The 22,707-nt window shown below is 29.0% G+C and carries 26 protein-coding genes; 8 read left to right on the top strand and 18 right to left on the bottom strand.

The annotated features are described in order from the left end of the window. Positions 1 to 13: 13 nt before the first annotated feature. Both BLU40_RS08920 and BLU40_RS08915 read right to left on the bottom strand, forming a co-directional pair. Positions 14 to 667 (bottom strand): VOC family protein, encoded by a 654-nt coding sequence (locus tag BLU40_RS08920; protein WP_090122530.1) that lies wholly within the window; start codon positions 665 to 667, stop codon positions 14 to 16. A 79-nt stretch (positions 668 to 746) separates the two neighbouring features. Then, positions 747 to 1,376: a CatA-like O-acetyltransferase gene (locus BLU40_RS08915; RefSeq protein WP_139170936.1), complete on the bottom strand. Its 630-nt coding sequence runs from the start codon at positions 1,374 to 1,376 to the stop codon at positions 747 to 749. Between the two features lie 106 nt (positions 1,377 to 1,482). Here BLU40_RS08915 and BLU40_RS08910 point away from each other — a divergent pair, with 106 nt between their 5' ends. Further along, positions 1,483 to 1,884: a hotdog domain-containing protein gene (locus BLU40_RS08910; RefSeq protein WP_090122524.1), complete on the top strand. Its 402-nt coding sequence runs from the start codon at positions 1,483 to 1,485 to the stop codon at positions 1,882 to 1,884. On the opposite strand, the gene BLU40_RS08905 is transcribed toward BLU40_RS08910, so the two are convergent. Both BLU40_RS08905 and BLU40_RS08900 read right to left on the bottom strand, forming a co-directional pair. Beyond that, a complete protein-coding gene (locus BLU40_RS08905) occupies positions 1,885 to 2,292 on the bottom strand; it encodes a DUF2721 domain-containing protein (RefSeq protein ID WP_090122522.1) in 408 nt (135 codons plus the stop codon). It lies immediately after the preceding gene. 17 nt (positions 2,293 to 2,309) lie between these two features. Continuing rightward, positions 2,310 to 3,494: a carboxypeptidase-like regulatory domain-containing protein gene (locus BLU40_RS08900; protein WP_245729919.1), complete on the bottom strand. Its 1,185-nt coding sequence runs from the start codon at positions 3,492 to 3,494 to the stop codon at positions 2,310 to 2,312. Positions 3,495 to 3,746: 252 nt separating this feature from the next. Here BLU40_RS08900 and BLU40_RS08895 point away from each other — a divergent pair, with 252 nt between their 5' ends. Further along, positions 3,747 to 4,298 (top strand): hypothetical protein, encoded by a 552-nt coding sequence (locus tag BLU40_RS08895; RefSeq protein WP_090122516.1) that lies wholly within the window; start codon positions 3,747 to 3,749, stop codon positions 4,296 to 4,298. A gap of 272 nt (positions 4,299 to 4,570) precedes the next feature. On the opposite strand, the gene BLU40_RS08890 is transcribed toward BLU40_RS08895, so the two are convergent. The 3 genes from BLU40_RS08890 to BLU40_RS08880 form a co-directional block, all read right to left on the bottom strand. Beyond that, entirely contained in the window at positions 4,571 to 4,951 is a 381-nt protein-coding gene (locus BLU40_RS08890) for a hypothetical protein (protein WP_090122512.1), read from the bottom strand. A gap of 175 nt (positions 4,952 to 5,126) precedes the next feature. Further along, positions 5,127 to 6,149 (bottom strand): RluA family pseudouridine synthase, encoded by a 1,023-nt coding sequence (locus tag BLU40_RS08885; RefSeq protein ID WP_090122508.1) that lies wholly within the window; start codon positions 6,147 to 6,149, stop codon positions 5,127 to 5,129. Then, entirely contained in the window at positions 6,149 to 6,739 is a 591-nt protein-coding gene (locus BLU40_RS08880; RefSeq protein ID WP_090122504.1) for a PASTA domain-containing protein, read from the bottom strand. The genes BLU40_RS08885 and BLU40_RS08880 overlap by 1 nt, the downstream gene beginning before the upstream one ends. A gap of 167 nt (positions 6,740 to 6,906) precedes the next feature. Between BLU40_RS08880 and BLU40_RS08875 the strand changes: the two genes are divergently transcribed. Next, positions 6,907 to 7,887 (top strand): D-alanine--D-alanine ligase, encoded by a 981-nt coding sequence (locus BLU40_RS08875; protein WP_090122499.1) that lies wholly within the window; start codon positions 6,907 to 6,909, stop codon positions 7,885 to 7,887. A gap of 1 nt (position 7,888) precedes the next feature. Next, a complete protein-coding gene (gene coaD, locus BLU40_RS08870; protein WP_090122496.1) occupies positions 7,889 to 8,344 on the top strand; it encodes a pantetheine-phosphate adenylyltransferase in 456 nt (151 codons plus the stop codon). On the opposite strand, the gene BLU40_RS08865 is transcribed toward coaD, so the two are convergent. The 6 genes from BLU40_RS08865 to BLU40_RS08840 are packed head-to-tail and all read right to left on the bottom strand — an operon-like array spanning position 8,325 to position 15,053. Further along, positions 8,325 to 9,680 carry an MptA/MptB family glycosyltransferase gene (locus BLU40_RS08865; protein WP_090122495.1) on the bottom strand — a complete coding sequence of 452 codons (1,356 nt, stop codon included), beginning with the start codon at positions 9,678 to 9,680 and terminating at the stop codon, positions 8,325 to 8,327. The two genes, coaD and BLU40_RS08865, sit on opposite strands and share 20 nt — an antisense overlap. Before the next feature lie 10 nt (positions 9,681 to 9,690). Then, a complete protein-coding gene (locus BLU40_RS08860; RefSeq protein ID WP_090122493.1) occupies positions 9,691 to 11,181 on the bottom strand; it encodes a cellulose synthase family protein in 1,491 nt (496 codons plus the stop codon). Further along, positions 11,181 to 11,867 (bottom strand): glycosyltransferase family 2 protein, encoded by a 687-nt coding sequence (locus BLU40_RS08855; protein ID WP_090122492.1) that lies wholly within the window; start codon positions 11,865 to 11,867, stop codon positions 11,181 to 11,183. Before BLU40_RS08855 ends, BLU40_RS08860 begins: the two co-directional genes overlap by 1 nt. Next, positions 11,867 to 12,328 carry a toxin-antitoxin system YwqK family antitoxin gene (locus tag BLU40_RS08850; protein ID WP_090122489.1) on the bottom strand — a complete coding sequence of 154 codons (462 nt, stop codon included), beginning with the start codon at positions 12,326 to 12,328 and terminating at the stop codon, positions 11,867 to 11,869. The genes BLU40_RS08855 and BLU40_RS08850 overlap by 1 nt, the downstream gene beginning before the upstream one ends. A gap of 4 nt (positions 12,329 to 12,332) precedes the next feature. After that, positions 12,333 to 13,745, bottom strand: coding sequence for a 4Fe-4S binding protein (locus BLU40_RS08845; RefSeq protein ID WP_090122486.1), 1,413 nt, complete (start codon positions 13,743 to 13,745; stop codon positions 12,333 to 12,335). A 9-nt stretch (positions 13,746 to 13,754) separates the two neighbouring features. After that, positions 13,755 to 15,053: an NAD(P)/FAD-dependent oxidoreductase gene (locus BLU40_RS08840; protein WP_090122484.1), complete on the bottom strand. Its 1,299-nt coding sequence runs from the start codon at positions 15,051 to 15,053 to the stop codon at positions 13,755 to 13,757. 160 nt (positions 15,054 to 15,213) lie between these two features. Here BLU40_RS08840 and BLU40_RS08835 point away from each other — a divergent pair, with 160 nt between their 5' ends. The 4 genes from BLU40_RS08835 (at position 15,214) to BLU40_RS08820 (ending at position 18,932) form a co-directional block, all read left to right on the top strand. Next, positions 15,214 to 15,930, top strand: coding sequence for a DUF547 domain-containing protein (locus BLU40_RS08835; RefSeq protein ID WP_090122482.1), 717 nt, complete (start codon positions 15,214 to 15,216; stop codon positions 15,928 to 15,930). A gap of 30 nt (positions 15,931 to 15,960) precedes the next feature. Further along, on the top strand, positions 15,961 to 16,827 hold the full coding sequence (locus BLU40_RS08830) for a hypothetical protein (RefSeq protein WP_090122479.1): 867 nt from the start codon (positions 15,961 to 15,963) through the stop codon (positions 16,825 to 16,827). Between the two features lie 99 nt (positions 16,828 to 16,926). Continuing rightward, positions 16,927 to 17,667: a hypothetical protein gene (locus tag BLU40_RS08825; RefSeq protein ID WP_090122476.1), complete on the top strand. Its 741-nt coding sequence runs from the start codon at positions 16,927 to 16,929 to the stop codon at positions 17,665 to 17,667. Then, positions 17,667 to 18,932, top strand: a complete 1,266-nt coding sequence (locus tag BLU40_RS08820) for a POTRA domain-containing protein (protein ID WP_090122475.1) — start codon at positions 17,667 to 17,669, stop codon at positions 18,930 to 18,932. Before BLU40_RS08825 ends, BLU40_RS08820 begins: the two co-directional genes overlap by 1 nt. On the opposite strand, the gene BLU40_RS08815 is transcribed toward BLU40_RS08820, so the two are convergent. Genes BLU40_RS08815 through BLU40_RS08795 form a run of 5 tightly spaced genes read right to left on the bottom strand, consistent with a single transcriptional unit; the run spans position 18,929 to position 22,699 of the window. Further along, on the bottom strand, positions 18,929 to 19,810 hold the full coding sequence (locus BLU40_RS08815; RefSeq protein ID WP_090122723.1) for a sterol desaturase family protein: 882 nt from the start codon (positions 19,808 to 19,810) through the stop codon (positions 18,929 to 18,931). The genes BLU40_RS08820 and BLU40_RS08815 overlap by 4 nt on opposite strands. 23 nt (positions 19,811 to 19,833) lie before the next feature. Further along, positions 19,834 to 20,802 (bottom strand): arsenosugar biosynthesis arsenite methyltransferase ArsM, encoded by a 969-nt coding sequence (gene arsM / locus BLU40_RS08810; RefSeq protein ID WP_090122474.1) that lies wholly within the window; start codon positions 20,800 to 20,802, stop codon positions 19,834 to 19,836. Next, entirely contained in the window at positions 20,802 to 21,614 is an 813-nt protein-coding gene (locus tag BLU40_RS08805; RefSeq protein ID WP_090122473.1) for a purine-nucleoside phosphorylase, read from the bottom strand. Before BLU40_RS08805 ends, arsM begins: the two co-directional genes overlap by 1 nt. Further along, on the bottom strand, positions 21,607 to 22,209 hold the full coding sequence (locus BLU40_RS08800; protein WP_090122472.1) for a TIGR04282 family arsenosugar biosynthesis glycosyltransferase: 603 nt from the start codon (positions 22,207 to 22,209) through the stop codon (positions 21,607 to 21,609). Before BLU40_RS08800 ends, BLU40_RS08805 begins: the two co-directional genes overlap by 8 nt. After that, complete coding sequence (locus BLU40_RS08795; protein WP_090122471.1) at positions 22,199 to 22,699, bottom strand: rhodanese-like domain-containing protein; 501 nt, start codon at positions 22,697 to 22,699, stop codon at positions 22,199 to 22,201. The genes BLU40_RS08800 and BLU40_RS08795 overlap by 11 nt, the downstream gene beginning before the upstream one ends. Positions 22,700 to 22,707 lie beyond the last annotated feature (8 nt).

Here is a 22,707-nt window from a genome sequence, read left to right as displayed (position 1 = left end):
GTATGAAACAAATTTACATTATTTCAATTATTTCTCCATTTTTAAACTCAAAATTAAAGTCTCCCTTTACTACAAAGTCAGATTGATAAATTTGATCTCCCGTAGGAAACCATTTTCTCAATTTATTATTCGATAAAATAAACAATCCATTTTCGTTTCCTAAAGCACAAAACTTTATAAAATCGCCACTATAAACTTCAATATTATCAATTAAATTTACTTTATTAAAAGTAGACTCAATATTTGTTGAGGCTATACCAACTTCACTAATATTTAGTATAGATTTTGCTGTAAATTTTTCTTCTGAATTTATGTTTAAATTTTTTCGAGCTATAAATTCAACTATATTGTTATCTAAATCGTAAAAATAAATTGCCTTGGCATTCCAACTAGAAAAGTCGATAATTTCTTTAGTATCAAAACCTAAAATATCTACACGCTCTTTTAACCAATATAATGCTTCTTTCTCTTTATTTGATGGAATGTTTAATGCAAAATGATATGGTGTTGTGTTTTTCCTGTACTTTAAAGTAAGTATAGACTCTCCTATTTTAAAACTTGTAGATTCTGGTGTTGAAATTGTTATAGGTAATTCTAAAACAGTTGTATAAAAATCTATTTGTAGATTTAGTTTACTAGTATAAATTATGAGTTCTTTAATTTTCATTACAATGTAAATTTAACACAACATAGTAAGAAAACTATAATTTATTAATACTATAAAATTATTCTTAAATAAAAGAAATCTATTCTAGTTCATTTATAAATTCTTGCATTTTTTGAAACAATAACCCAACATGAATTCCATCCATTAATGCGTGGTGCACTTCAACAGAAAAAGGCATTATCTTTTGGTCGTTTTCTTGGTAATATTTACCAAATACAATTTTAGGAATCCCAATATTTTTCTCGTTTCCATTACGTGCATGTTTTATACTTGTAATAGATATCCAAGGTATTGTTGTACTGTGCGCCACATCTAAATCGTATACGTGAGAATTTTCTACAATTCCATTTTTATGATCAAATAATACTTTTTCTCCGTTTTGCATAAACTCCAAAAAAGTTGGTGCTGTTTCAAAATGACAAAATGAAAAAGTATTGTCTTCATTTAATACTGTAGAATCGATATGAACTTTATCAAACTGAACAATTTTTCCTTCTTTTAAACGTAGTCTAAAAGCAGGAATTGAATTCATTGCTTGGTTTGCAGTATACAAACCTGCCAAAAAAAACGATAAATTATTCTTTTTACAGTGGTTGTATAAATTGGTTACATCTAAAGTTGCTGTAACATTAAAAAAAGGATCTTCGTAATTTTTAAAAAATTCAAATTGATTTTTTCTATTCCAATTTTCAATATTAATTTCTTTCATAAGTTTAGTTTCAAAAGTTAAAAATACAAACAAATTAATTTAGTTTCATTCTTAATTCAAAAAAAAAGAAATTCGCAATTCAATTCTAAAATAAGGCTTTATAATAATGACTTCTTTAAAACAAAATACACATTTGTTAGCTTCAAAAAAACTAGTTGGTACGGTTATATCAATTTCAGAAAAAAGTGCTAAAGTAACTTTAACAATAACTGAAGATATGGTTGTTGATACTTATAATTTAGCTCACGGCAGTTTTACTTTTGGTTTGGCAGATTATGCTGCAATGGTAGCTATTAATGAACCTACTGTTGTTTTAGGAAAAGCAGAAACTAAGTACTTAAAACCTGTAATACTTAACGATGAATTAACAGCTATTGCCGAAGTTAATGAAACAAGTGGCAAAAAAACAACTGTACTTGTAAATGTTACAAATCAAAAAAGCGAACTAGTTTTTGAAGGTAATTTTACTTGTTTTGTTTTAGATAAGCATATTTTAGATAAAAATTAGTTATTTTTTCTTTAAATGATTTTCAATATCACTGATATGAAAATTTAATGCTTGTGCTGAAATTTGAATTTCTTTTATTAACAGGGCTAATGATATTATAAGAAATATTAAAGCTGTTCCAAAAATCCAAACTGCTACAATGTGTTGATTTATGTATATAAGAAACATTGTTAACACACATAAAAGCAGGCTGGAAATACCAAATATTTGCATCCAACGAGTTAAATTAACTCTTAATTTAAGGTTTTTAATTTGTGGTAAAATAGATTTGTCTTTTCTTTCTAAGTATACTGCATGTAAATTTCTAATAACAGCTGCATACGCCAAAAATCTATTAGTATATGCTAGCATTATTAATGATATTGCAGAAAATAAAAGTGCTGGAGTAGTTAACGTAAGTTCTTCCATATTTAATTTATCCCTTGTTATTTATTAGAAAGTTCGTATTGAAGTTCTAATGAAACACCAAATAAGCCTTCTAGTTCTGACTTTATTCGTTTGTAGAATTTAGTATCAGGTGGTAAATTTAAGTTTTTCCAAAAATCAGGATTGTACGGTAAATCTAACGTTCCCATATCTTTTTCCTTTCCATATTCTCTAACTCTCATTTTTTTCTTGTCTTCGGTTTCTACATTATAAACAAAGGCTTCTAAACGGTAATTTAGGCTTTCTGCAGTTGTACCTAAAAGATGTTTAGGAATTTTATCTTTTGGAAAACTCCAGTGGTTACGGAAATAACTTAAATGCAATTTTCCACTTTTATGTTTTTTATAAATAAAAACTGCTCTACCACGTTCTATTTTATAAACCTTATAGGTGTCAATTCCAATATATAGTTTAATACGTTCCCAGTTAACTTTTGGATTTCTACCTTCTAAAATTACAACATCTTCACCTTCGTATGATGTATCATCAACTTTTTTCCAATTAAATTTTTTTAAATTTCTTTTATGCATAGATTCCTGTGGACGTAATGGATTTACATCATACATACTCAATATTGAGTGTCTCCACTGCTCTCTTTTCCAACTTCTGTAATCTGCAGATTTTCTAGCTTCTACAACTTGAATTTGTCCAGGAAAAGAAGCTGGCCCACGATCTTTTACTTTTATATAGTTTTCTACAAAAAATTTCGATTTACCTTCTTCAGTTGCTGCTCTTCTAAATAAAAACTCAGTTAAATGAGGTTGATATAGCGTATTTTCTTTAAGCCTTTTTAATGCATTGGTAATATATGTAATTGGCGCTAAAATTTCTACATCATCTAACGCTACTACATCTTCTTTAAGAATTATTTTTTTTTCTTCAAGCGCTAAATAGTCTTCAATTTTTACTTTATGTGAATGAAAACCTAAGTAAGAAACATATAAACTATCTTGTAATTCACTTTTAGATACATTAAATAAAAACTGTCCATCTTCCGTAGTGGTGGTTCCTATATTTTTACCTACAATTCCTACAGCAACATACGGTAAAGGAAAGTCGGTACCATCTGTAATTAAACCACTTACAACAACGTTTTTAACTTGTGCCGATAAAGAAAAAGAAACTAAAAATATAAAAATAATGTTTTTAAAAAAAAACATTTTCTTATTCGAAAATATGCTCATAAAAATTTTATTTAATTCGTAAAAAAATAAATATAATCAAATTTTTCACAATATTTAAACAAACCTATTTAAAACTAATTACTGTTAAACTTTTAAATTATATAAATCAACTATTCGTATCCAAAAACACCTCACAATCTTACTCCTTTTTAGTTTAAATGCGCAAGTTCTCCACGTTATCAAACAATTAGTTAAAAAAAATTGTATCCTCTGTTATTTAATTATTAACTTTAAAATAAAAATTAAATTATTGTGAGAAAATTTATTATTCTAATAGCTATTTTTACACTTATATCTTGCTCTAATGATGACAGCAACATTTCTAAGCCTAAAGGCCAATTATCTGTAAATAACGAGATTACCGATTTAAATTACGCATACTTAATAATATATTTTTCTTTAGGATCTGAATATCAAAATATTGAATTATACTTCTCGGACAAACCTATTTTATTTGAAGATGGAATAGTAAAACATAGTAATAATACAAAAGCTTCAATAAGTCTTTTCCTAGACGGATTAGAACTTAATCCTACAACTATTGAGAATGAATACCCTTTCATTTTTATAGGTGTAAATGATTTTTATAATAATCCAAAACCTTATTTATCTCGAGGAACCTTAAGAAGAAATATTACCTATGTAGATGGAGAATCTAATGAAGAGAAAATAATAAAAACATGGAAATATGGAAATGTTTCAATTTCAAAAAATAATGACGACTATATAATCAATTTCGAGTTAGAAAATGACAATATTTTTTTAACTGGCAACTACAAAGGTCAATTAATTACAGTGAATTAAAACCGTTGGCTTTCATAATTTAAAAAAGGTGAAATTTGTTTATCGGTCTTGTACAAGATTTCGTTGCGTGTTTATGCTATAAATTTAGTAAATGATTCCCAAGCAAAGAAAGTCCGTGAGGACTTTCGTAAGTAAGATCTAATCAAGGAATTAATTTTGTACGTTGTTGGCAAATTGTTTTTTAATGTTTTGGATATTACTTCACCTTCATACATTTAACAGCATAGAGATGAATGTTAATTGTAACATTAAAAATAAATATTAATTTAATTTCATTCTTCTAGATCAAATTTAAATTCTTCACTACTAATTATAGTTACTTTACGGCTTAACTCTGTATATTCTTTTGCTGTATCCCAGCCAGGTTTCGTATATTTTTCAAGCTTCAATTCACTCCAAAGAATTTCTCTAGTTCTTGGATCAGTAACCCCATATTTTTCTTTTAAAAATTTATTAAAAGAAATTAATGCTTGAGTTTGCTCCTGTTTTCGTGTCATATAATCTTCAGAGAAATTACAATATCTAACTGTTGTCATAAAAACTCCTTCTTTGCCAAGAAAACCATTATTGACTGTTATGTAGCCAACCATTTTTTGAGCATTTACATTTGCAAGCCCAATGAATAAGGTTATAATTAATAGTGTTTTTTTCATTTTTTAGTAGTTTTTATTGGTTAAAATGTAGTTATAGGCGCAAACATATAGGAAAAAACTTAATATTTATGATTTTTATTGTAAAAAAATCAATAATAAAATGTTTGCCAACTTTGGTTAAAGCCAATTAAATTGTTTTATCAAACCCAATCCAATAAACACTAACAAAAATACGTTACTCCTTTTGGTTAATTGTGTATGTTCTCCATTTCTCTAAACAATCAACTATATCTTGTGGAATTTCAGAATTAAATCTTAAAAATTCACCAGTAGTTGGGTGTTCAAAACCTAAAGTTTTGGCATGTAGTGCTTGTCTTGGTAATGCTTTAAAACAATTATCTACAAACTGCTTGTATTTAGTAAATGTTGTACCTTTTAAAACAGCATCACCTCCATAACGTTCATCGTTAAATAATGTGTGACCAATATGCTTAAAGTGTGCTCTAATTTGATGAGTTCTACCGGTTTCTAGTTTACATTGTACCAAAGTAACGTAACTAAATCGTTCTATAACCTTATAATGTGTTACTGCGTGTTTTCCAAAATCTCCATCTGGAAATACATTCATTTGTAAACGATTTTTTAAACTTCTACCAATATTACCTTCTATACGTCCTTCCTCTTCTTCAACATTCCCCCAAACTAACGCATAATACAAACGCTCAGTTGTTCTATCAAAAAATTGTTTAGATAAATGTGCCATTGCAAACTCCGTTTTTGCAACAACCAAAATACCACTAGTATCTTTATCAATTCTATGCACCAATCCAGGACGTTCATTAGAATTGGTTGGTAAATTTTCTATATGATGAATTAAAGCATTAACCAATGTGCCACTATAATTACCGTGCCCAGGATGTACAACCATTCCGGCTGGTTTATTTACAACAATAACTTGGTCGTCTTCAAATAAAATATCTAAAGGAATATCTTCTGCAACTAATAAATTTTCATGAGGTGGATGCGCTAAAACTACTCTAACCACATCATTGCCTTTTACCTTATAATTAGATTTTACAGGAATATCGTTTACCAAAACGTTACCTGCTTTGGCGGCTTGCTGAATTTTATTACGTGTTGCATTTTCAACAAAATTCATTAAAAATTTATCTACACGCAAAGGTTCCTGACCTTCGTGTGCAACATATCTAAAATGCTCGTATAATTCTTCGTTTTCTATTTCTTCAACTTTACTCATTAGTTTTCTTCTGAAGTTTTTTCTGAATAACGTCCACTACCATTTCCATCTCCTAACTTTAAAGTAATTGAAGAGTTTTTTGGAATTTTATCACCCGCTTTTAAATTTTTACCATTAAATAATAATCCACGCACCACATCTTTAGCAATATCGCTCACATAAATTTCATTCGAACTTATTCTAAATCCAATTGCTCTTAATTGAGAAGTTGCTTGTCTTTTTGTTCTTCCAAATAAATTAGGAATCTTAACATTTTTATAGCTCGCTGGATTTAGCGTTAAATATATTTTTCGGTTCTCTTTTACAAAATTTCCAGGTTCTGGACTTTGCTCAATAACCGATTTTGGTGGAAAATTTGGATTGTAACTTGCAGAGTCTAAAACAACAAAATTTAAATCTAAATCTTCTAAAGTAGTTTTAACTTTATGCAAACTCATTTTCTCTAAATTAGGCACTTCTATTTTTTGGTCGTGATTGGTAGAAATATCTAACCATTTCATAACACCAAACGCAAATAATACTAAACCTACAGCTGCAATTGCTATTTGTACTAAAAAAGTTTTTGATTTAACAAATTGAATAAGACTCATTTTAATTTTTTTAATTTTGAAGCAAAGATACTTTATAAATATCAACTAACAAATTAACAACTTATTGTTTATAAGTACATTTAATAATGGTCATATTTTTAAGCTTTAAAGCTTTATTTGTAACATATAAATTATGTAAGTTTGTACTTATTGATAGTTAATTAAGTATGAAAAAAAATATTGCCATTATAATGGGCGGGTACTCGTCTGAAGTAAATATTTCATTGAAAAGTGGAAATGTAGTTTATAAAAATTTAGATACACAAAAGTACCAAGCTTATAGAGTGCACATTTTACCAGAAAAATGGGTAGCATTAGATAATAACAATAATGAGTATTCTATAAACAAAGATGATTTTTCGTTTAAACTAGAAGGAAAAACTATACTGTTTGATTGTGTTTTTAACGCTATCCACGGAACACCTGGCGAAGATGGTAAAATACTAGCTTACTTAGAGTTATTGGGTATTAAACATACATCAGCTCCTTTTTACCAAATGGCTTTAACTTTTAATAAAAGAGATTGTTTAAGCGTTGTTAAAAATTATGGCATTAAAACCGCAACATCATATTTTTTAAATGAAGGAGATACTATTAATACTTCTGAAATTATTAAAAAAGTAAGTTTACCTTGTTTTGTAAAACCAAATAATGCTGGTTCAAGTTTTGGAATTTCTAAAGTTAAAACCGAGAATGAATTAATTCCTGCTATTGAAAAGGCTTTTAAAGAAGATTCAGAAATATTAATTGAAGCCTTTTTAGACGGACGAGAAGTTACTATTGGAGTTATTAATTTTGAAGGTAACACAAAAGTGCTTCCTATTACTGAAATTATTACAGATAACGCCTTTTTTGATTACGAAGCTAAGTACGAAGGAAAATCGGAAGAAATTACACCTGCAAATCTTAGTAATGAATTACAAACCAAACTAGAAAAGGTAGCTGTCAAAGCATACAAAGCTTTAAATATGAGTGGTTTTTCACGTACTGAATATATTATTGTAAACGGTGAACCTCACTTTTTAGAAATGAATACTGTACCTGGTTTAACTACGGAAAGTATTATACCTCAACAAGCAGGAAAAGCTGGAATTTCACTAGCTAATTTATTTGAAAACGCTATTGAAACAGCACTAAAAACTAACTAAAATGAGAAGAGCAATATTTCCAGGATCATTTGATCCAATTACTTTAGGACACGTAGATATTATTAACCGTGGTTTACCTTTATTTGATGAAATTGTGATTGCAATTGGTGTTAATTCAGATAAAAAATATATGTTTTCTTTAGAACAACGCAAGCAGTTTATAGAAAAATATTACGAAAATGAGCCTAAAGTAACGGTTACAACATACACAGGTTTAACTACTGAATATTGCAAACAAATTGATGCTGATTTTATTTTACGTGGCTTACGTAATCCAGCTGATTTTGAGTTTGAAAAAGCAATTGCGCAAACTAACAGAAAGCTTACTAAAATTGAAACTGTGTTTTTATTAACTTCGGCAGATACTGCCTTTATAAGCTCAAGTATTGTACGTGATGTTCACAGACACGGTGGTGATATTTCTGGTTTGGTACCTCCTAGTGTTTTAGGTAAATAACTGGGCAGCTTTTTACTGTTCTTTTTTGCTGAAACAACTCGCAGATAAGCACACCATAAACAACTAAATATTCAATAAAAATTATCCAAAAGTTTTCGGTGTTATTACTATTTGCGTATGCTAAATAACTAATAATTATTATAAAACTCCACACTAAAGGAAACTTATACTTTGTAAAAACCGAAAGCAATAACAGTGTTGAAATATACCAAGGGTGCACTGTTGTACTTGTAAAATAATAGAAAGACAAACCAAAAAGCATTGCGGTAATTAATTCTATTGTTGTTTTATTTTTTCTGAAAAATGTAATAATTACAATAAAAATAATTACAACTAAAGGTAAAATTTTACCTATTACAGCAATTTCATTATAGCCTCTAAACAAATAACCTATTTCACGAGCTATGTAATAAATACTTGCGTTAAACTCAAAATTTTGAAACCAAAGGCCAACAGTTTCTGTATAATTTATTATAAATTCCGAAGAAATAAAAGGTAAAAACAACAACACATTTACAACTCCAACAACACCATAAAAACCAACACTTTTTTTAAATCCAAGCTTCTGAAAAAACAACGGTAAAAATAATAACGGTATTAACTTAACAGATACTGAAAATGCAAAAATTACCGCTGCCAATTGCCACTTATTTTTATGTAATAAATACAAACTCCAAACCACAAAAAACAACATTACTGCTTCAAAATGAAGGTTTCCTGTAAGTTCAATTATTATAAACGGATTTAAAAAGTAAAAGAATATGTTATAAAGCGGTAACTTTAAGTTTTTTAATAATTTTGTTCCGAAGTAAAATATACCTACATCTGCTAAAATAATAAGCAAGCGCATTACCAAAGCCGAACCCACTATACTTTTCCCTGCAAACAAACCTGCAATTACAAAACAAAGCTGATTTATTGGCGGATAATTTGTAAAATGACTTCCGTTTAATGTTCCCATTCCTGCATACAACTCTTGTGCTTGTGCTACGGGAAATTCGCCTTTTAAAATAAATGATTCTGGTGTAAATAAATACGGATTGAAACCCTCTAAAATCATTCTTCCATCCCAAATAAACCGATAAAAATCTTGCGACAAATTTGGAATAGCAAATAGAAATAACAATCTAAACACTACTGCTATTACTACTAAAAAACTAAGGTTATTCTTGTTTAGCTTCAGCAAATAAAATGAAGCAACAAACAACAGCGTATACAAAGCTATTAGCTGCGTATAATCGGTTCGAACAATTTTATATGCAAACAACACGTAACTTATTACAGCTACTAATGCTAGCAATAAAGATTTTTTATAAAAATTTAACCAACTTAACATTCGCCTAAATTTAAGCTTTTGAAGTTATGGATTTAAAAAACACATAACCAAAACCAATAAACAACATTAAGTGAAAAGGAAACAAACCAAAATCACCACTTTGATCTCCAACAATAAATGCACTATACATTCCAAAAGCAAAATAAAGCATTAAAACACCTTCAAACAAAACGTTAATTGATAATTTTTTCTTTAAATATTTATTGCCTTTCCAACTATCCTTCAAATTATTTATATTGAATTTTGGTGTACGTACAAACTCGCTAGCCTTACCTAAGTGACCTTCTAAAACTGCAATGGTATTGTGCAATGAAAACCCCATTGCAACAGAAAAAAATGTAAAAAACATTCCTATATATTTTATAAAACTTACAAAACCACCTCCATTGTATTTTCTATACATAAACCAATAGCAAATAAAGAAAATTATGGTGCTTATAATAAAGAAACTCATTACATAAAAATAAGGCGCCAAATGTGCATATTCATTTTTAATATATAACATTGGAATACTTAAAATAGCCACTAAAAATATGTTTAAAAACATAGTACTATTTAATAAATGCAATAAACCGTGAATTTTTGTTTTTGCTGAAATATTTTTACTTGTTACTACACGAACAAACATTTTTCTAAAGTTTTCCGCTCCACCTTTGTTCCATCTAAATTGTTGAGATCTTGCAGCGCTAATAACCACAGGTAATTCTGCTGGAGTTTCAACATTTTCTAAATACTTGAATTTCCAGTTTTTTAGCTGAGCTCGGTAACTTAAATCTAAATCTTCGGTAAGTGTATCTCCTTCCCAGTTTCCAGCATCTAAAATGCATTGCTTACGCCACACTCCTGCAGTACCGTTAAAATTTATAAAATGCCCCTTACTGTTTCTACCAACTTGTTCTAACGAAAAATGAGCATCTAAAGCAAAAGCTTGTATTCTAGTTAATACGGAATAATCTCTATTTATATGTCCCCAACGTGTTTGAACAACACCTATTTCTTCATCTTTAAAATAAGGTATTGTACTTTTTAGCCATTCTTTTTGTGGTAAAAAATCAGCATCAAAAATGGCAATAAACTCTCCTTTTGCAATTGCCAAACCTTCTTTTAATGCTCCTGCTTTAAAACCAACTCTATCAACACGTGTTATTTGTTTTATATCTAACCCTGTACTCGATAATTTTTCAATAATTGTTTTGGTTAACTCTACAGACTCATCCGTAGAATCATCTAAAACTTGAATTTCTAATTTATCTTTTGGATAATCAATTTTAGCAATATTTTCTAATAAACGCTCCATAACATACAACTCATTATAAACTGGTAATTGTATGGTTACCAAAGGAATTTCATCTGGATTAGAGAAATCGAATTTAGGGCTGTTACTTTCTTTTTTTTGTGCTGCTAAATAATTAAATAACAAATTTAACTGCGCCAAAGCATATAAAAAAATTAATATTAATGCTATTGAATAAATGGTGATAATTGTAGTTTCTAAAATCATTATTTAAAGCTGTATTTAAAAATCCATCCTAATATTTTTACTCCTGCTAGTATAGAACCTTTTACGGTTCCTGATACTTTCGAAACTCCTATTCGTTTTTTATAATTTACAGGAATTTCGATATATGTCATTTTTTGTTTTAATGCTTTTAATTGCATTTCTATAGTCCAACCATAGGTTTTATCTCCCATCTGTAAGCTCAACAGTTTATCATATTTTATGGCTCTAAATGGACCTAAATCTGTAAACTTTGCTCCAAAAAACAATTTCATTAAAAAGGTTGCCAACCAATTTCCAAAAACCTGTTGCGGAGTCATTGAGCCTTGTTCTCTAAGTTCTTTAACACGTGCGCCAATTACAAAATCTATATCATCTTCAACAATAGGCTTTATTAACTTTGTTAATTCTTCTGGATAATCGCTATAATCACCATCTAAAAAAACAATAATGTCTGGTTTTACTTCTTGTTTTGAAATGTATTCCAATCCTTTTAAACAAGCATAACCATACCCTTTTTTTGATTCACTTAAAACTTTTGCACCTGCATTTTTTGCTGCATTTACAGTATTATCTGTTGAATTATTGTTAACCACAATAACCTCATCAACCAACATAGGTATTTCATTTATTACGCTTCCAATGGAATCTTCTTCATTAAAAGCAGGAATAATAACTTTTACAATCATTAAAATTTATTTTCTTTTTTGAATTTTTTTAGGTCGGTCCACTCTCCTTCTTTTTGGTCGTTATTGTACCGTTCTACTTTAAATATTTTACCGTTTGCATAACACAAACAATACCCATTTTTTTTATTGAAATTAAATTGAATTTTATGTGCAACCTTATTGTTTTCATACAAAATCCACCATTTAGTTTTATATCCATTTTCGAAATGACCTTCTTCTAATTTCGATTTATCTTCATTATAAAAATGCCAATATTTATGAGGTTTACCTTTTACATATCTACCTTCTTTTTTTAAATTACCATTTAAATAATAATATTTCCAGTACTTATTTTTTTTAGTATTCTGAAGCCAACCTTCACTCTCTATTTGACCATTAGAATAATATGTTTTTACATATTCCGTTTGACCAAATAATGAAGTTACTGATAGTTGTAAAAAAAGTAACAAAATAAACCTCATACTTCTATTGTTTTTTATTTACATAATTCATTAAATCAATATCATTACCTAATAATACATCAGTAGGATTTATTCTTCCTTCTTCTGGTCCATTTTCTAATTTTAAAACACCTCTTGGACACACTGCCGAACAAATTCCGCAACCAACACAACTTGCTCTTACAATATTTTCTCCTTTTTGTGCATAAGCTCTAACATCAATACCTTGCTCGCAATATGTAGAACAATTTCCGCAGGAAATACATTGCCCTCCATTTGTTGTAATTCTAAATCTAGATTTAAAACGCTGAAATAACCCCATATAACCAGCTAACGGACAACCAAACCTACACCAAACTCTACTACCTAAAACTGGATAAAATCCAACCCCAACAACGCCTGAAAACATGGCTCCAATTAAAAAGCCATATGGCTTGCTGAAATAATTGTAAATACTAATGCCTAAAAATTCTCCTGAATTTGCAAAATAACCATACAATACGACTGCTGTAACTATAAAAATTAACACCATTACAGTATGAATCATCCAGCGTTCAATTTTCCAGGATGAAACTGTTTTTGATGATAATTGACGAAATGAATCTCCTGCAGTTTCAGCTAAACCTCCGCAACCACAAACCCAAGAGCAATACCAACGTTTACCCACATAATAGGTGATTATAGGTGTAAATACCAAAAACATAAATATTCCTATTACCAAATAAAGCATACCCAAAGTACCTCCATTTATCATATTATCTAAATGCCAAGGTTCAAAAAAGTAGTAATTTAAAGGCCACATATTTTTAATATCTTTTGCAAAATATGGAGTATCAGAATTTAAACCTTCTAAAATTTCAGGAATTAAATACGCTAAAAACAATTGCGAAACTATTACAACAACAGTACGTATTAATTGGTATCTGTTATGCCTATATTTATACATAAACTTAATACCTAAAGAAGCAATTAATAATGTATACAATGTTCCATATACAAACCATTGACTTGCAATTTTGCCATTAAAAAACAAACTTAAAGGATCAAATAATGCTACCAAACCTCTATTTTGAGCTCCACTTGGGTCATAGCCTAAATATGAAGGAAACCAATATAACAACACATAAAACAAGGTTAAAACAATACCTAAAAACCAACCAAGTACACCTCTGTTTGATAATGAATTAAACCAGACATTGTTGTTTTTTATTCCAGCAGGTTGTTTTAAATACGTTTGTTTCGCATACACAACTGTACCTATAAAAATAAATAATGCTGAAATACTTAAAAATACTGCAGGATATGGAAATGTAATTCCAAACCAAGCTACAAATAGTATTGAAACACCTAATAAGGCAACAATTAATCCTATTTTTTGAACAGCATCTAACTTTAATTTATCTGGATTTGATATCGAAAAACTTGAATTCTTACTCATATTAATTCTTTATGCTGTTACTAATTGGTTTTTAAATGCTGTTGAAATTTCTTTCTCGTATTTTTTAAAAAATTCTGGATCAAAATTGGCTGTAGATAAATTTTCAATCACATATTCTACAGTTTTATTTTCGGTTAGCCACTTATCAAAAATTTCGTGTCGCATTCTAATTCCAAAGGTGTTAATGCCTATAAATTGTCGTGTAGTTTTATTATAGTTTACATTAACACATATTTTTTTGTTTGAATGTTCCCAATAAAAATGAGCTTCATTTTCACGTGGTTGTGCCCAAACCCATCCGTAAGTTTGATATTCGATGTCTAAAAACTTTGCCGAATTAAACCAATGCCCTGGCTTATATTCAATTTTATTACCACAAATTGTCTGCGCAACTGTTTCGCCCATCATTCTCCCAGTATACCAAACAGCCTCAATAGGCCTTCTATTTCCAATTGCTTCACGTTGTTCGGCACAATCTCCAATGGCAAAAACATCTTCAATGTTTGTTTCTAAAAATCTGTTTACTAAAACACCTCTATTTATTTCAACTTTCGAAGATTTTATAAAATCTATATTTGGTGAAACTCCAGCCGTTAACCCAACAAAATCACAAGGAATAATTTCTCCAGTTTCAGCAACTACAATAGCTTTAGCTTTCCCATTTTCATCTGAAATTATTTCTTTCAAGTTTGAGTTTAAACGTAAATCTATATGGTGTTCTATAATATGCTTGTTAATTAATTCACTTTCACCTTTAGGTAAAACTCCATTCCAAAAACTTGTTTCTCTAACTAAAAATGTAACTGGTATATCTCTACTTCTAAGCATTTCTGCTAGTTCAATACCAATTAAACCTCCGCCTACAATTACTGCTCTTTTACATTCTTTATTATTTGGCGCATACTTGCCTACATTTTCAAGATCTTGTTTACTATACAAACCTTGTACACCTTTTAAATCTTGACCAAGCCAACCAAACTTATTAGGTTTACTTCCTGTTGCAATAATTAATTTATCGTATTGAAGTGTTTCTCCATTTTCAAAAATCAATTCCTTTTTAGTTGTTTCAATTTGCTGAACAAAGCCTTGTTTTAACTCTATCCTATTTTTCTTCCAAAACCAATTCTCGTAAGGTTGTGTGTGTTCAAATTTCATATGCCCCATATAAACATACATTAAAGCTGTACGCGAAAAAAAGTATTCAGACTCTGCCGAAACAATAGTTATTTTTTTATCTGATTTTTTTCGAATATGGCGAGCTGCAGTTACTCCTGAAATTCCATTTCCAATTATTACAATATGTTCCATAGTTAGTTTGATATGGACTTTAGGTCGAAATAAAAACGTATTACTTAAAAATAAAATTTAATTTAGAATGATTCTAAATTAAATTTATCTGTAAGGACAATTAAAAACTTTAGACAATTACAACAGTAATCAACAAAATATTACACAATACTCAATAAATATGAAAAAAATTTACATCGTAATTTTCGCACTAATAATAAGTACACAAGTTAATAGTCAAGAAACAGCAGTTTTTTTTAAAAAGGCAAATACTTTTTTTAAAGCTAATGTTAGTAATGGTAAAGTTGCCTATAACAGCATTCACAAAAATCAAGCTGAGTTAAATGAACTTTTAATGTTAGCAAAAAATATTAAGGTAGATAAGAGTACTAAAAATGAATACCAAGCTTTTTGGATTAATGCCTATAACTTAACTGTAATTAAAGGTATTATAGATAATTACCCAACAAAATCTCCTTTAAGTATTGGTGGTTTTTTTGATAAAACAACATATGAATTAGGTTCAACTAAAACTACCCTTAACAATATTGAACACCAATTTTTAAGAGGAAATTTTAACGATGCTAGATTTCATTTTGTATTAGTATGTGGCGCTATTGGCTGCCCGCCATTAATTGCTGAAGCTTATATGCCTTCAACAGTAAATAAACAGTTAGAAAAACAAACAAAATTAGCTTTAAACGGAGACTACTTTATAACTGTAAACGCTAAGAAAAAAAAGGTGATTGGTTCTGAAATATTAAAATGGTATAAAGAAGATTTTACTATGAACGGAGCTTCAGAAATAGATTTTATTAACAAGTATAGAACAGAAAAAATACCTTCAAACTATAAGTTAACATACTCAACTTATAACTGGAATTTAAACAAACAATAAATTACTAATTACTACATTAAAAACTAAAGAATGAAAAAATTACTATTTGCAGTGTTAATTACTGCTTTTACATTGAATACGTATGCTCAAGAAACAACAACTAAAAGTAATATTCAAGAATATACACCTTCAAAATTATTAGATAAAGGTCAAATTGATATTAAATGGTTTAACAATTTATATACGCAAACAAAAAGTACTTTTACGAATTCTACGGAGCCAAGAGAAACATTTTTTACCTCTAGTTTAGATATTTTTACTGGAGTTTCAGAAAACAGTAAACTAAATATTGGTTTATTATTAGAGTTTAGATCAAATGTTATTGGAGGAAGAGATGCTTTTGATGTTTTTAAATTTGACGGAGAAAGAAATTCTGCACGTTCTGGTATAACTTCTTTTGCACCGGCAATTAAATTTAACCCAATAAAAAATGTAGGAAACTTTACAATTCAATCTGCTTTTCATATTCCGTTAGTAGATAATGAGTCGGAAAATGGGGTTTTTCTAGATCAAAAAGGATTTATTCTTCAAAATAGATTTTTCTACGATTATACATTCCCTGGAAATAAATGGCAAATATTTACTGAATTAAATACAGAATTTAACTTTGGAAAAAGCGATGATAGTTTTGCTAATAATAGTTTAGGCTTAACTCCAGGCGTATTTTTAAGTTATTTTCCTAGTAACAAGTTCACATTATTAGTATTGGCACAGCACAACCAACGTTTAGATTTAGGTAACGAATTTACTCAAAACTATACAGCTTTAGGTGGTGGTGCAAAATATCAACTAAGTACTATTTTAAATATTGAAGCCTTATACACCAACTTTGTTGATGGTAGCAATACTGGGTTAGGGCAAACTTATAATATTGGGTTAAGATGGTTATTTAATTAAAATCAATATTAAAACATACTTAAAGGCTTCATTTAGATGTAAAAATCTGTATGAAGCTTCGGCATATAAATAAATGTGTTAAAACTAATTAAATCTATTATGAAAAAACGGTTCATTTTTACGCTAATAACAGTACTTTTTTTAACAGCTTGTTCTGACAAAGGTGAACCAGCTTTGTATAACAATCTTGAAACTTATGTAGAGCTTAATTCAACTTTAGAATTAGATGAAGTTATTGCCTGTGCAGCAAGTGATAAAACTAACAACAACATTTCATATATATTTTATTATCCAATTCCTGGAGCTACAGACATACAATATTTTGAAACTACTACTTTAGAAGTAAATCCAAACGATTTTTCTCAGTATTTCCCTATAGATTACCAACAAGAACCAGTTTTTAATGGTTATTTAGAACGTTTTGTTCGCGATAGCGACAAAGAAGTTTGGAGCATTGTTACCTATATAACTAACGGAAAATTACATAAATCAAATCCAATTAGATTAAAACATCAAACTAAACCCACAGAATGGACTAGCAATGTAAACATAGATTTTACAGAGTCTACAATGCCTAAATTTTCTTGGGAAGACGGTACTATTAAAGAAAATGCAATTTATTTTGAAGTAATTTCAGATGAAGACAACAATTTACTTTCTGGTACTTACACGTATGATAAATGGTTTCAATACTATAATTTATCAAATACTGTATTAAACGTTACACGTACTACACCACCAAACCTTATTGTTAATAATGAATATAATTTTACCTTAATGGCCGTTAGTGAAGATAATTGGGTAAATTTAGTAATTCAAAAAACTTTTACTGCAGAATAATGAAATCAAAATTGCTAACTACTGTTTTCTTTTTATTAATTACTTCAATAACTTTTTCACAAGAAAAAACAATTCAAGCTATTGAAATAAAAGGAGCAAAAAAAACAAGTATTAATTACTTAAAACGAATACTAAAGTCTAAACCAACTATGGTTTTAGACAGTACAATACTAGCTAATGATGTAAATCAATTAAAAAGATTAGCGGCCATAGCACACGCAACATTTAGGGTTGAAAAAGATATAGGCAAAAATAAATTCAATGTAATTTTTACTGTTGAAGAAAATTTCACCATTATTCCTGAAGTAAATTTTTGGACAAATAACAAAAGTGATGTTGCTTATAAATTTGGTGTTTACGACCATAATTTTTTAGGTAGAAATATTGGTTTTGGAGGTTTTTATCAAAATAACGGATATAATACCTATGCTGTTAATTTTAAAGCTCCTCACCTATTTTCACCAAAATTTGGATTAGCTTTTAATCATCAAAATTGGAAAAGTGAAGAACCTTTGTATTTCGATTCTGGTTCTGCAAATTACCTTTACAACAATGTTTCATTTGAAGTTTTAGGGTTGTATAAATTAAATTCAAAAAACAATTTTGAACTAGGTTTTAATTCATTTAAAGAAAAATACAATTATTTAAATGGTATAACAAGTAACCAAATTCCACAGCAATTAAACCTCAATAAATTTCTTTTTAAACTAGTTTACAACTATTCAAACTTAAAATATCATTATCAATTTTTAGACGGATTTAAAAGTCAGTTTTATGGACAATTGGTAAAATCTGATGGAGATCAAAAAGACTTTTTAATTGCCTGGAACGATTTCTTTTACTTTAAGCGTGTTGGTGAAAGAGGTAATTGGGCTAATAGAATACGTATGGGATTGTCTACAAACAATAAAACGCCTTTTGCTCCTTTTTCATTAGATAATAACGTAAATATTAGAGGTGTTGGTATTATTGTAGATCGTGGAACCGGAAGCATTGTTTTAAATAGCGAATACCGCTATGCTTTACTTGAAAAAAATTGGTTTTGCTTACAAGGAAATGCATTTATAGATGCTGGTTCTTGGCGAAATCCAGGAGGAAAATTAGACGATTTTACCAATCATAAAAACATCAAAGTATTTTCTGGTGTTGGTTTACGATTTATTCATAAAAAAATATACAATGCAGTTTTAAGAATAGATTACGGACATAGTTTAAAAAGTGATGGAACAAACGGAATTGTATTTGGTGTAGGGCAATACTTCTAATCTTTCTTTTGAATTGGAAACAATTCTTGTTCTATAAATGTTTTTGGAAAACCTTCATCGCCTTCAAAACCTAATTCTATATTTTTCCCTTCGGAAGGAATATAATTTGTTTTAAAAATATAATCCCAAATACTTAAAGATATTCCAAAATTAACACCGTATTTACTTGGTAACGTTTTACTATGATGCCAAATATGCATTTTTGGATTGTTAAATACATATTTTAAAAAGCCATAATCCCAACCAAGATTTGCATGATTTAAATGCCCAATTGTTAAAGCCGAAAAGTGAACAATAGCAACATCTTCAACATTAAAACCTCCAATAATTGCTAACGGAATGTATAACAAAGATTTGTAAACAATAGGTTCCATCCAATGATAACGTAAATGCCCTGCAAAACCCATTTCTTTTATTGAATGATGTACTTTATGAAAACTCCATAAAAAGTTAACCTTGTGCAATAATTTATGAATATTCCATTGTACAAAATCTGTTATTACAAAAAACACCAACAAACTAATTGGTTTAGGTAAAGTATTAACTTCAAATAATTGAAAACTATTTAATGTTAAACCAACAACTGAAAGTGCATCGTTAAAAAATTGAGCAACAGTGTTAGACAGTGCAATTAACACAATTAAATTCAACAAAAAGAAATTGAAAAACATATAAAAAATATCTAGCCAAAAACCTTTTCTAAAAATAGATTGGTTTTTACGCCACGGAAAAATTATTTCCAAAACCCATACCACCAAAGAAATTAAAATTAAACCATAAAAATAGTTTACCCAATTAGTTTGAAGCAGTATTTCTTGCTGAATATAATTCCAATACCCAACGTACGAGTTTTTAATAATGTCTATATATTTTTCAATATTCATTTGTAGTTAATTGTTAATTAGCAACAACCTCCACCATCATAATGGTATGTAGATTCAGAAATATAAATATCCTCTCTACCCAATGCTTTTAAATCACCAGCAGTTTTATCGCAAATAGCTAATGGCTGATTTTTTAATAAAACGTGTCCTAACTTGTCATCAAAATAATCTTCATCTCCAAAATATATAGCTGCTTTACCTGTAAAAATACAAGGTCCATCTGCTGGCATTGGATCTTTAATTGCTGCAACTTCAATAGATTCTATATAAATTAATTCGTCTGTAGCATAATTTTTAGTATCCAAAATTCTATAAGGCTTTCTTGCTCTAATCTCTATAGTTCCAAAGCCTGCATCTGTTAACATTTTAACGTACTCTGCAATTGGTAAACTACCACTTAAACATAAGGCACGTAAACGATCATCATTTCTTAACGTTTCATTCATTGGCTGCTCGCAAGTAGGATCGCTCATTACCAATTTACCGTGTGGTTTTAAAACTCGGTACATTTCAGCAATTGCCTTTTTTAAATCTTCAGCTTTAAAAATATTGAACAAACAATTTTGAGCTGCCACATCAATTGAATTATCTTCAACAGGCAAATTTAAAGCATCCCCTTTTTTAAGGTCCACAAACTCGCTTTTAAACCAAGAATTTTGTTCTTCAGCAATTTTAAAATTTTTGCGTGAAGCTTCTAACATTTCATCTACAACATCAATACCAACAACGCCATTTTTTTGACGATTAAAATACGAGAATTGCAACAATTCCATACCTCCTCCAACACCTACATATAGCATTTTAGGATTGTTAGATAAATCGCGTGCGTGAACAGTGCTTCCACAACCGTAATTCATTTCTTGCATAATTTTAGGAATCTTCAATCCTGGTAATTCCCAAATAGGATTTGTTGTGCAGCATAAACCAACATCAGGAGTTAGTGCAGCTTCCTTATATACATTATGTGTAGTTTCTAAATAGCTCATTATAGTTCTGTTATTAATTCTTTAAAAAGTGTAATCATATTTGGTTCTGCCTTACCTGCCAACTCAATAATTTCAGGAATATTAATTGGCTTTAAATTATCAGGATCGCATTCATCTGTTAAAACTGTAATTGCAACTGCTTTCAACTTTAATTGATTTGCAACAATAATTTCTGGTACTGTACTCATTCCAACAGCATCTGCACCTAATATTTTTATCATTCTATATTCGGCACGTGTTTCTAGTTGAGGCCCAATTACACTAGCATAAACACCTTTGTGCAGGTTTAAGTTATTTTTTGAAGCAATTACTTCCAACTTCTTATTAATTTCAACATTATATGGTTGGTACATATCTACAAAACGCTCACCCAATTGTTCAACACCTTTAAATGCCAATGGCGAACCACCTTGTAAATTAATATGATCGTCAATTAGCATTAATTCTCCTTTTTTGAAGTTTAAATTAACGGCTCCAGCAGCATTAGACATTAGTAACGTTTTAATTCCTAATTTTTCTAACACACGTATTGGATAAGTAATTTCTTGTAAATTATAGCCTTCATATAAATGAAAACGACCTTGCATTACCACTACTTTTTTCCCTCCAAAATTTCCGTAAACAAGTTTCCCTTTATGAAACTCTACAGTAGCTTCTGGAAAATGCGGAATATTGCTATATTCAACTTCGTGAATAATTTCAATTTCATTAATTAATTTTCCTAAACCTGTACCTAAAACAATTCCAATTTCAGGAGTTTCAAACCCTTTTTGAATTAAATAATCTGCAGTTTCTTTTATTTTATTAATCATTAATTAACTGTTTAAGTTTTGTATTCTTTTCCAAATCTTCATAAGTATCTATATCGTTTAGCACATCTAAAAATGAAATTAAATGTTCTTTTAAATCTTGCAATGTATCATTTAAAACTGTTGAAGTTCCCCAATTTTTATGTTGAAAAATGGCTTTATTTTCTTTCTTCAACCCTAATAAATAATAACCTCCATCTTCTGCTGGGCCAATTACAACATCATTATCAGTTAGTTTTTCAAAAGCTTTATTTATATGTTTTTCTTCTAAATCAAATAAATCGCTACCTACAATAACCACTTTTTTATAACCACTTTCAAAACCTTTTTTAAAAGCGTTGTACATTCTAATTCCTAAATCTTCACCTTCTTGTTGGTATTTCTGATAAGCTTCACTCCAACCATCATTATTTCTAATTTTTACGGAATAATAAATAGCCTTATCACAATCTATATTTTCTATGATTTTTGCTGTATGTGCCAATAATATTTTATAAGTTTTTAAAGCAGCTTTATCTCCAATAGTTTTTGCTAAACGAGTTTTTACTTTGCCTAATTCAGGATTTCTTGTAAAAACAAGCAGTAAATTATTCTTCATAAATTTTCTCTCCTTTTAACAACCATTGACTCCAATCTTTATTAAACGTGTGTACTTTTTTTGTTTCTTTTCCTTTTGAATTTACCAAAGGTTTTTCGTTATTACTCCATTCAAAAATACCTCCGTGTAAATTATAAACATTGGTATAACCAGCATCTTTAATTTTTTTGGCAATGGTCTCGGAACGAATTCCTAAAGAGCAATACACCACAATTTTCTGATTTTTATCTTTTACTGTTTTTGTAACATTTTTTATATTGAAATGATCATACCCTACCAAAACTGCATTGTTTAAATGACTTGTTTTAAACTCTTTTGGCTCACGAGAATCTAACAACACCACATTGGTATCTTTAGCCAATTCTTCAACATTTATATACGGAATACTATGATCGTTATGTTTATCTAACACTTTTTGCAATGTTTCTTGTGCATTTCCAAATTGAAATACTAAAACAACTAAAGCCATAAAAGTTATTACTTTTTTCATATTAAAAA

The sequence above is a fragment of the Lutibacter oricola genome, assembly GCF_900106565.1.
GTDB classification, from domain to species: domain Bacteria; phylum Bacteroidota; class Bacteroidia; order Flavobacteriales; family Flavobacteriaceae; genus Lutibacter; species Lutibacter oricola.
The sequence above is the reverse complement of the archived record's forward strand: the minus strand, read 5'-3'. Positions and strand labels throughout refer to the sequence as shown.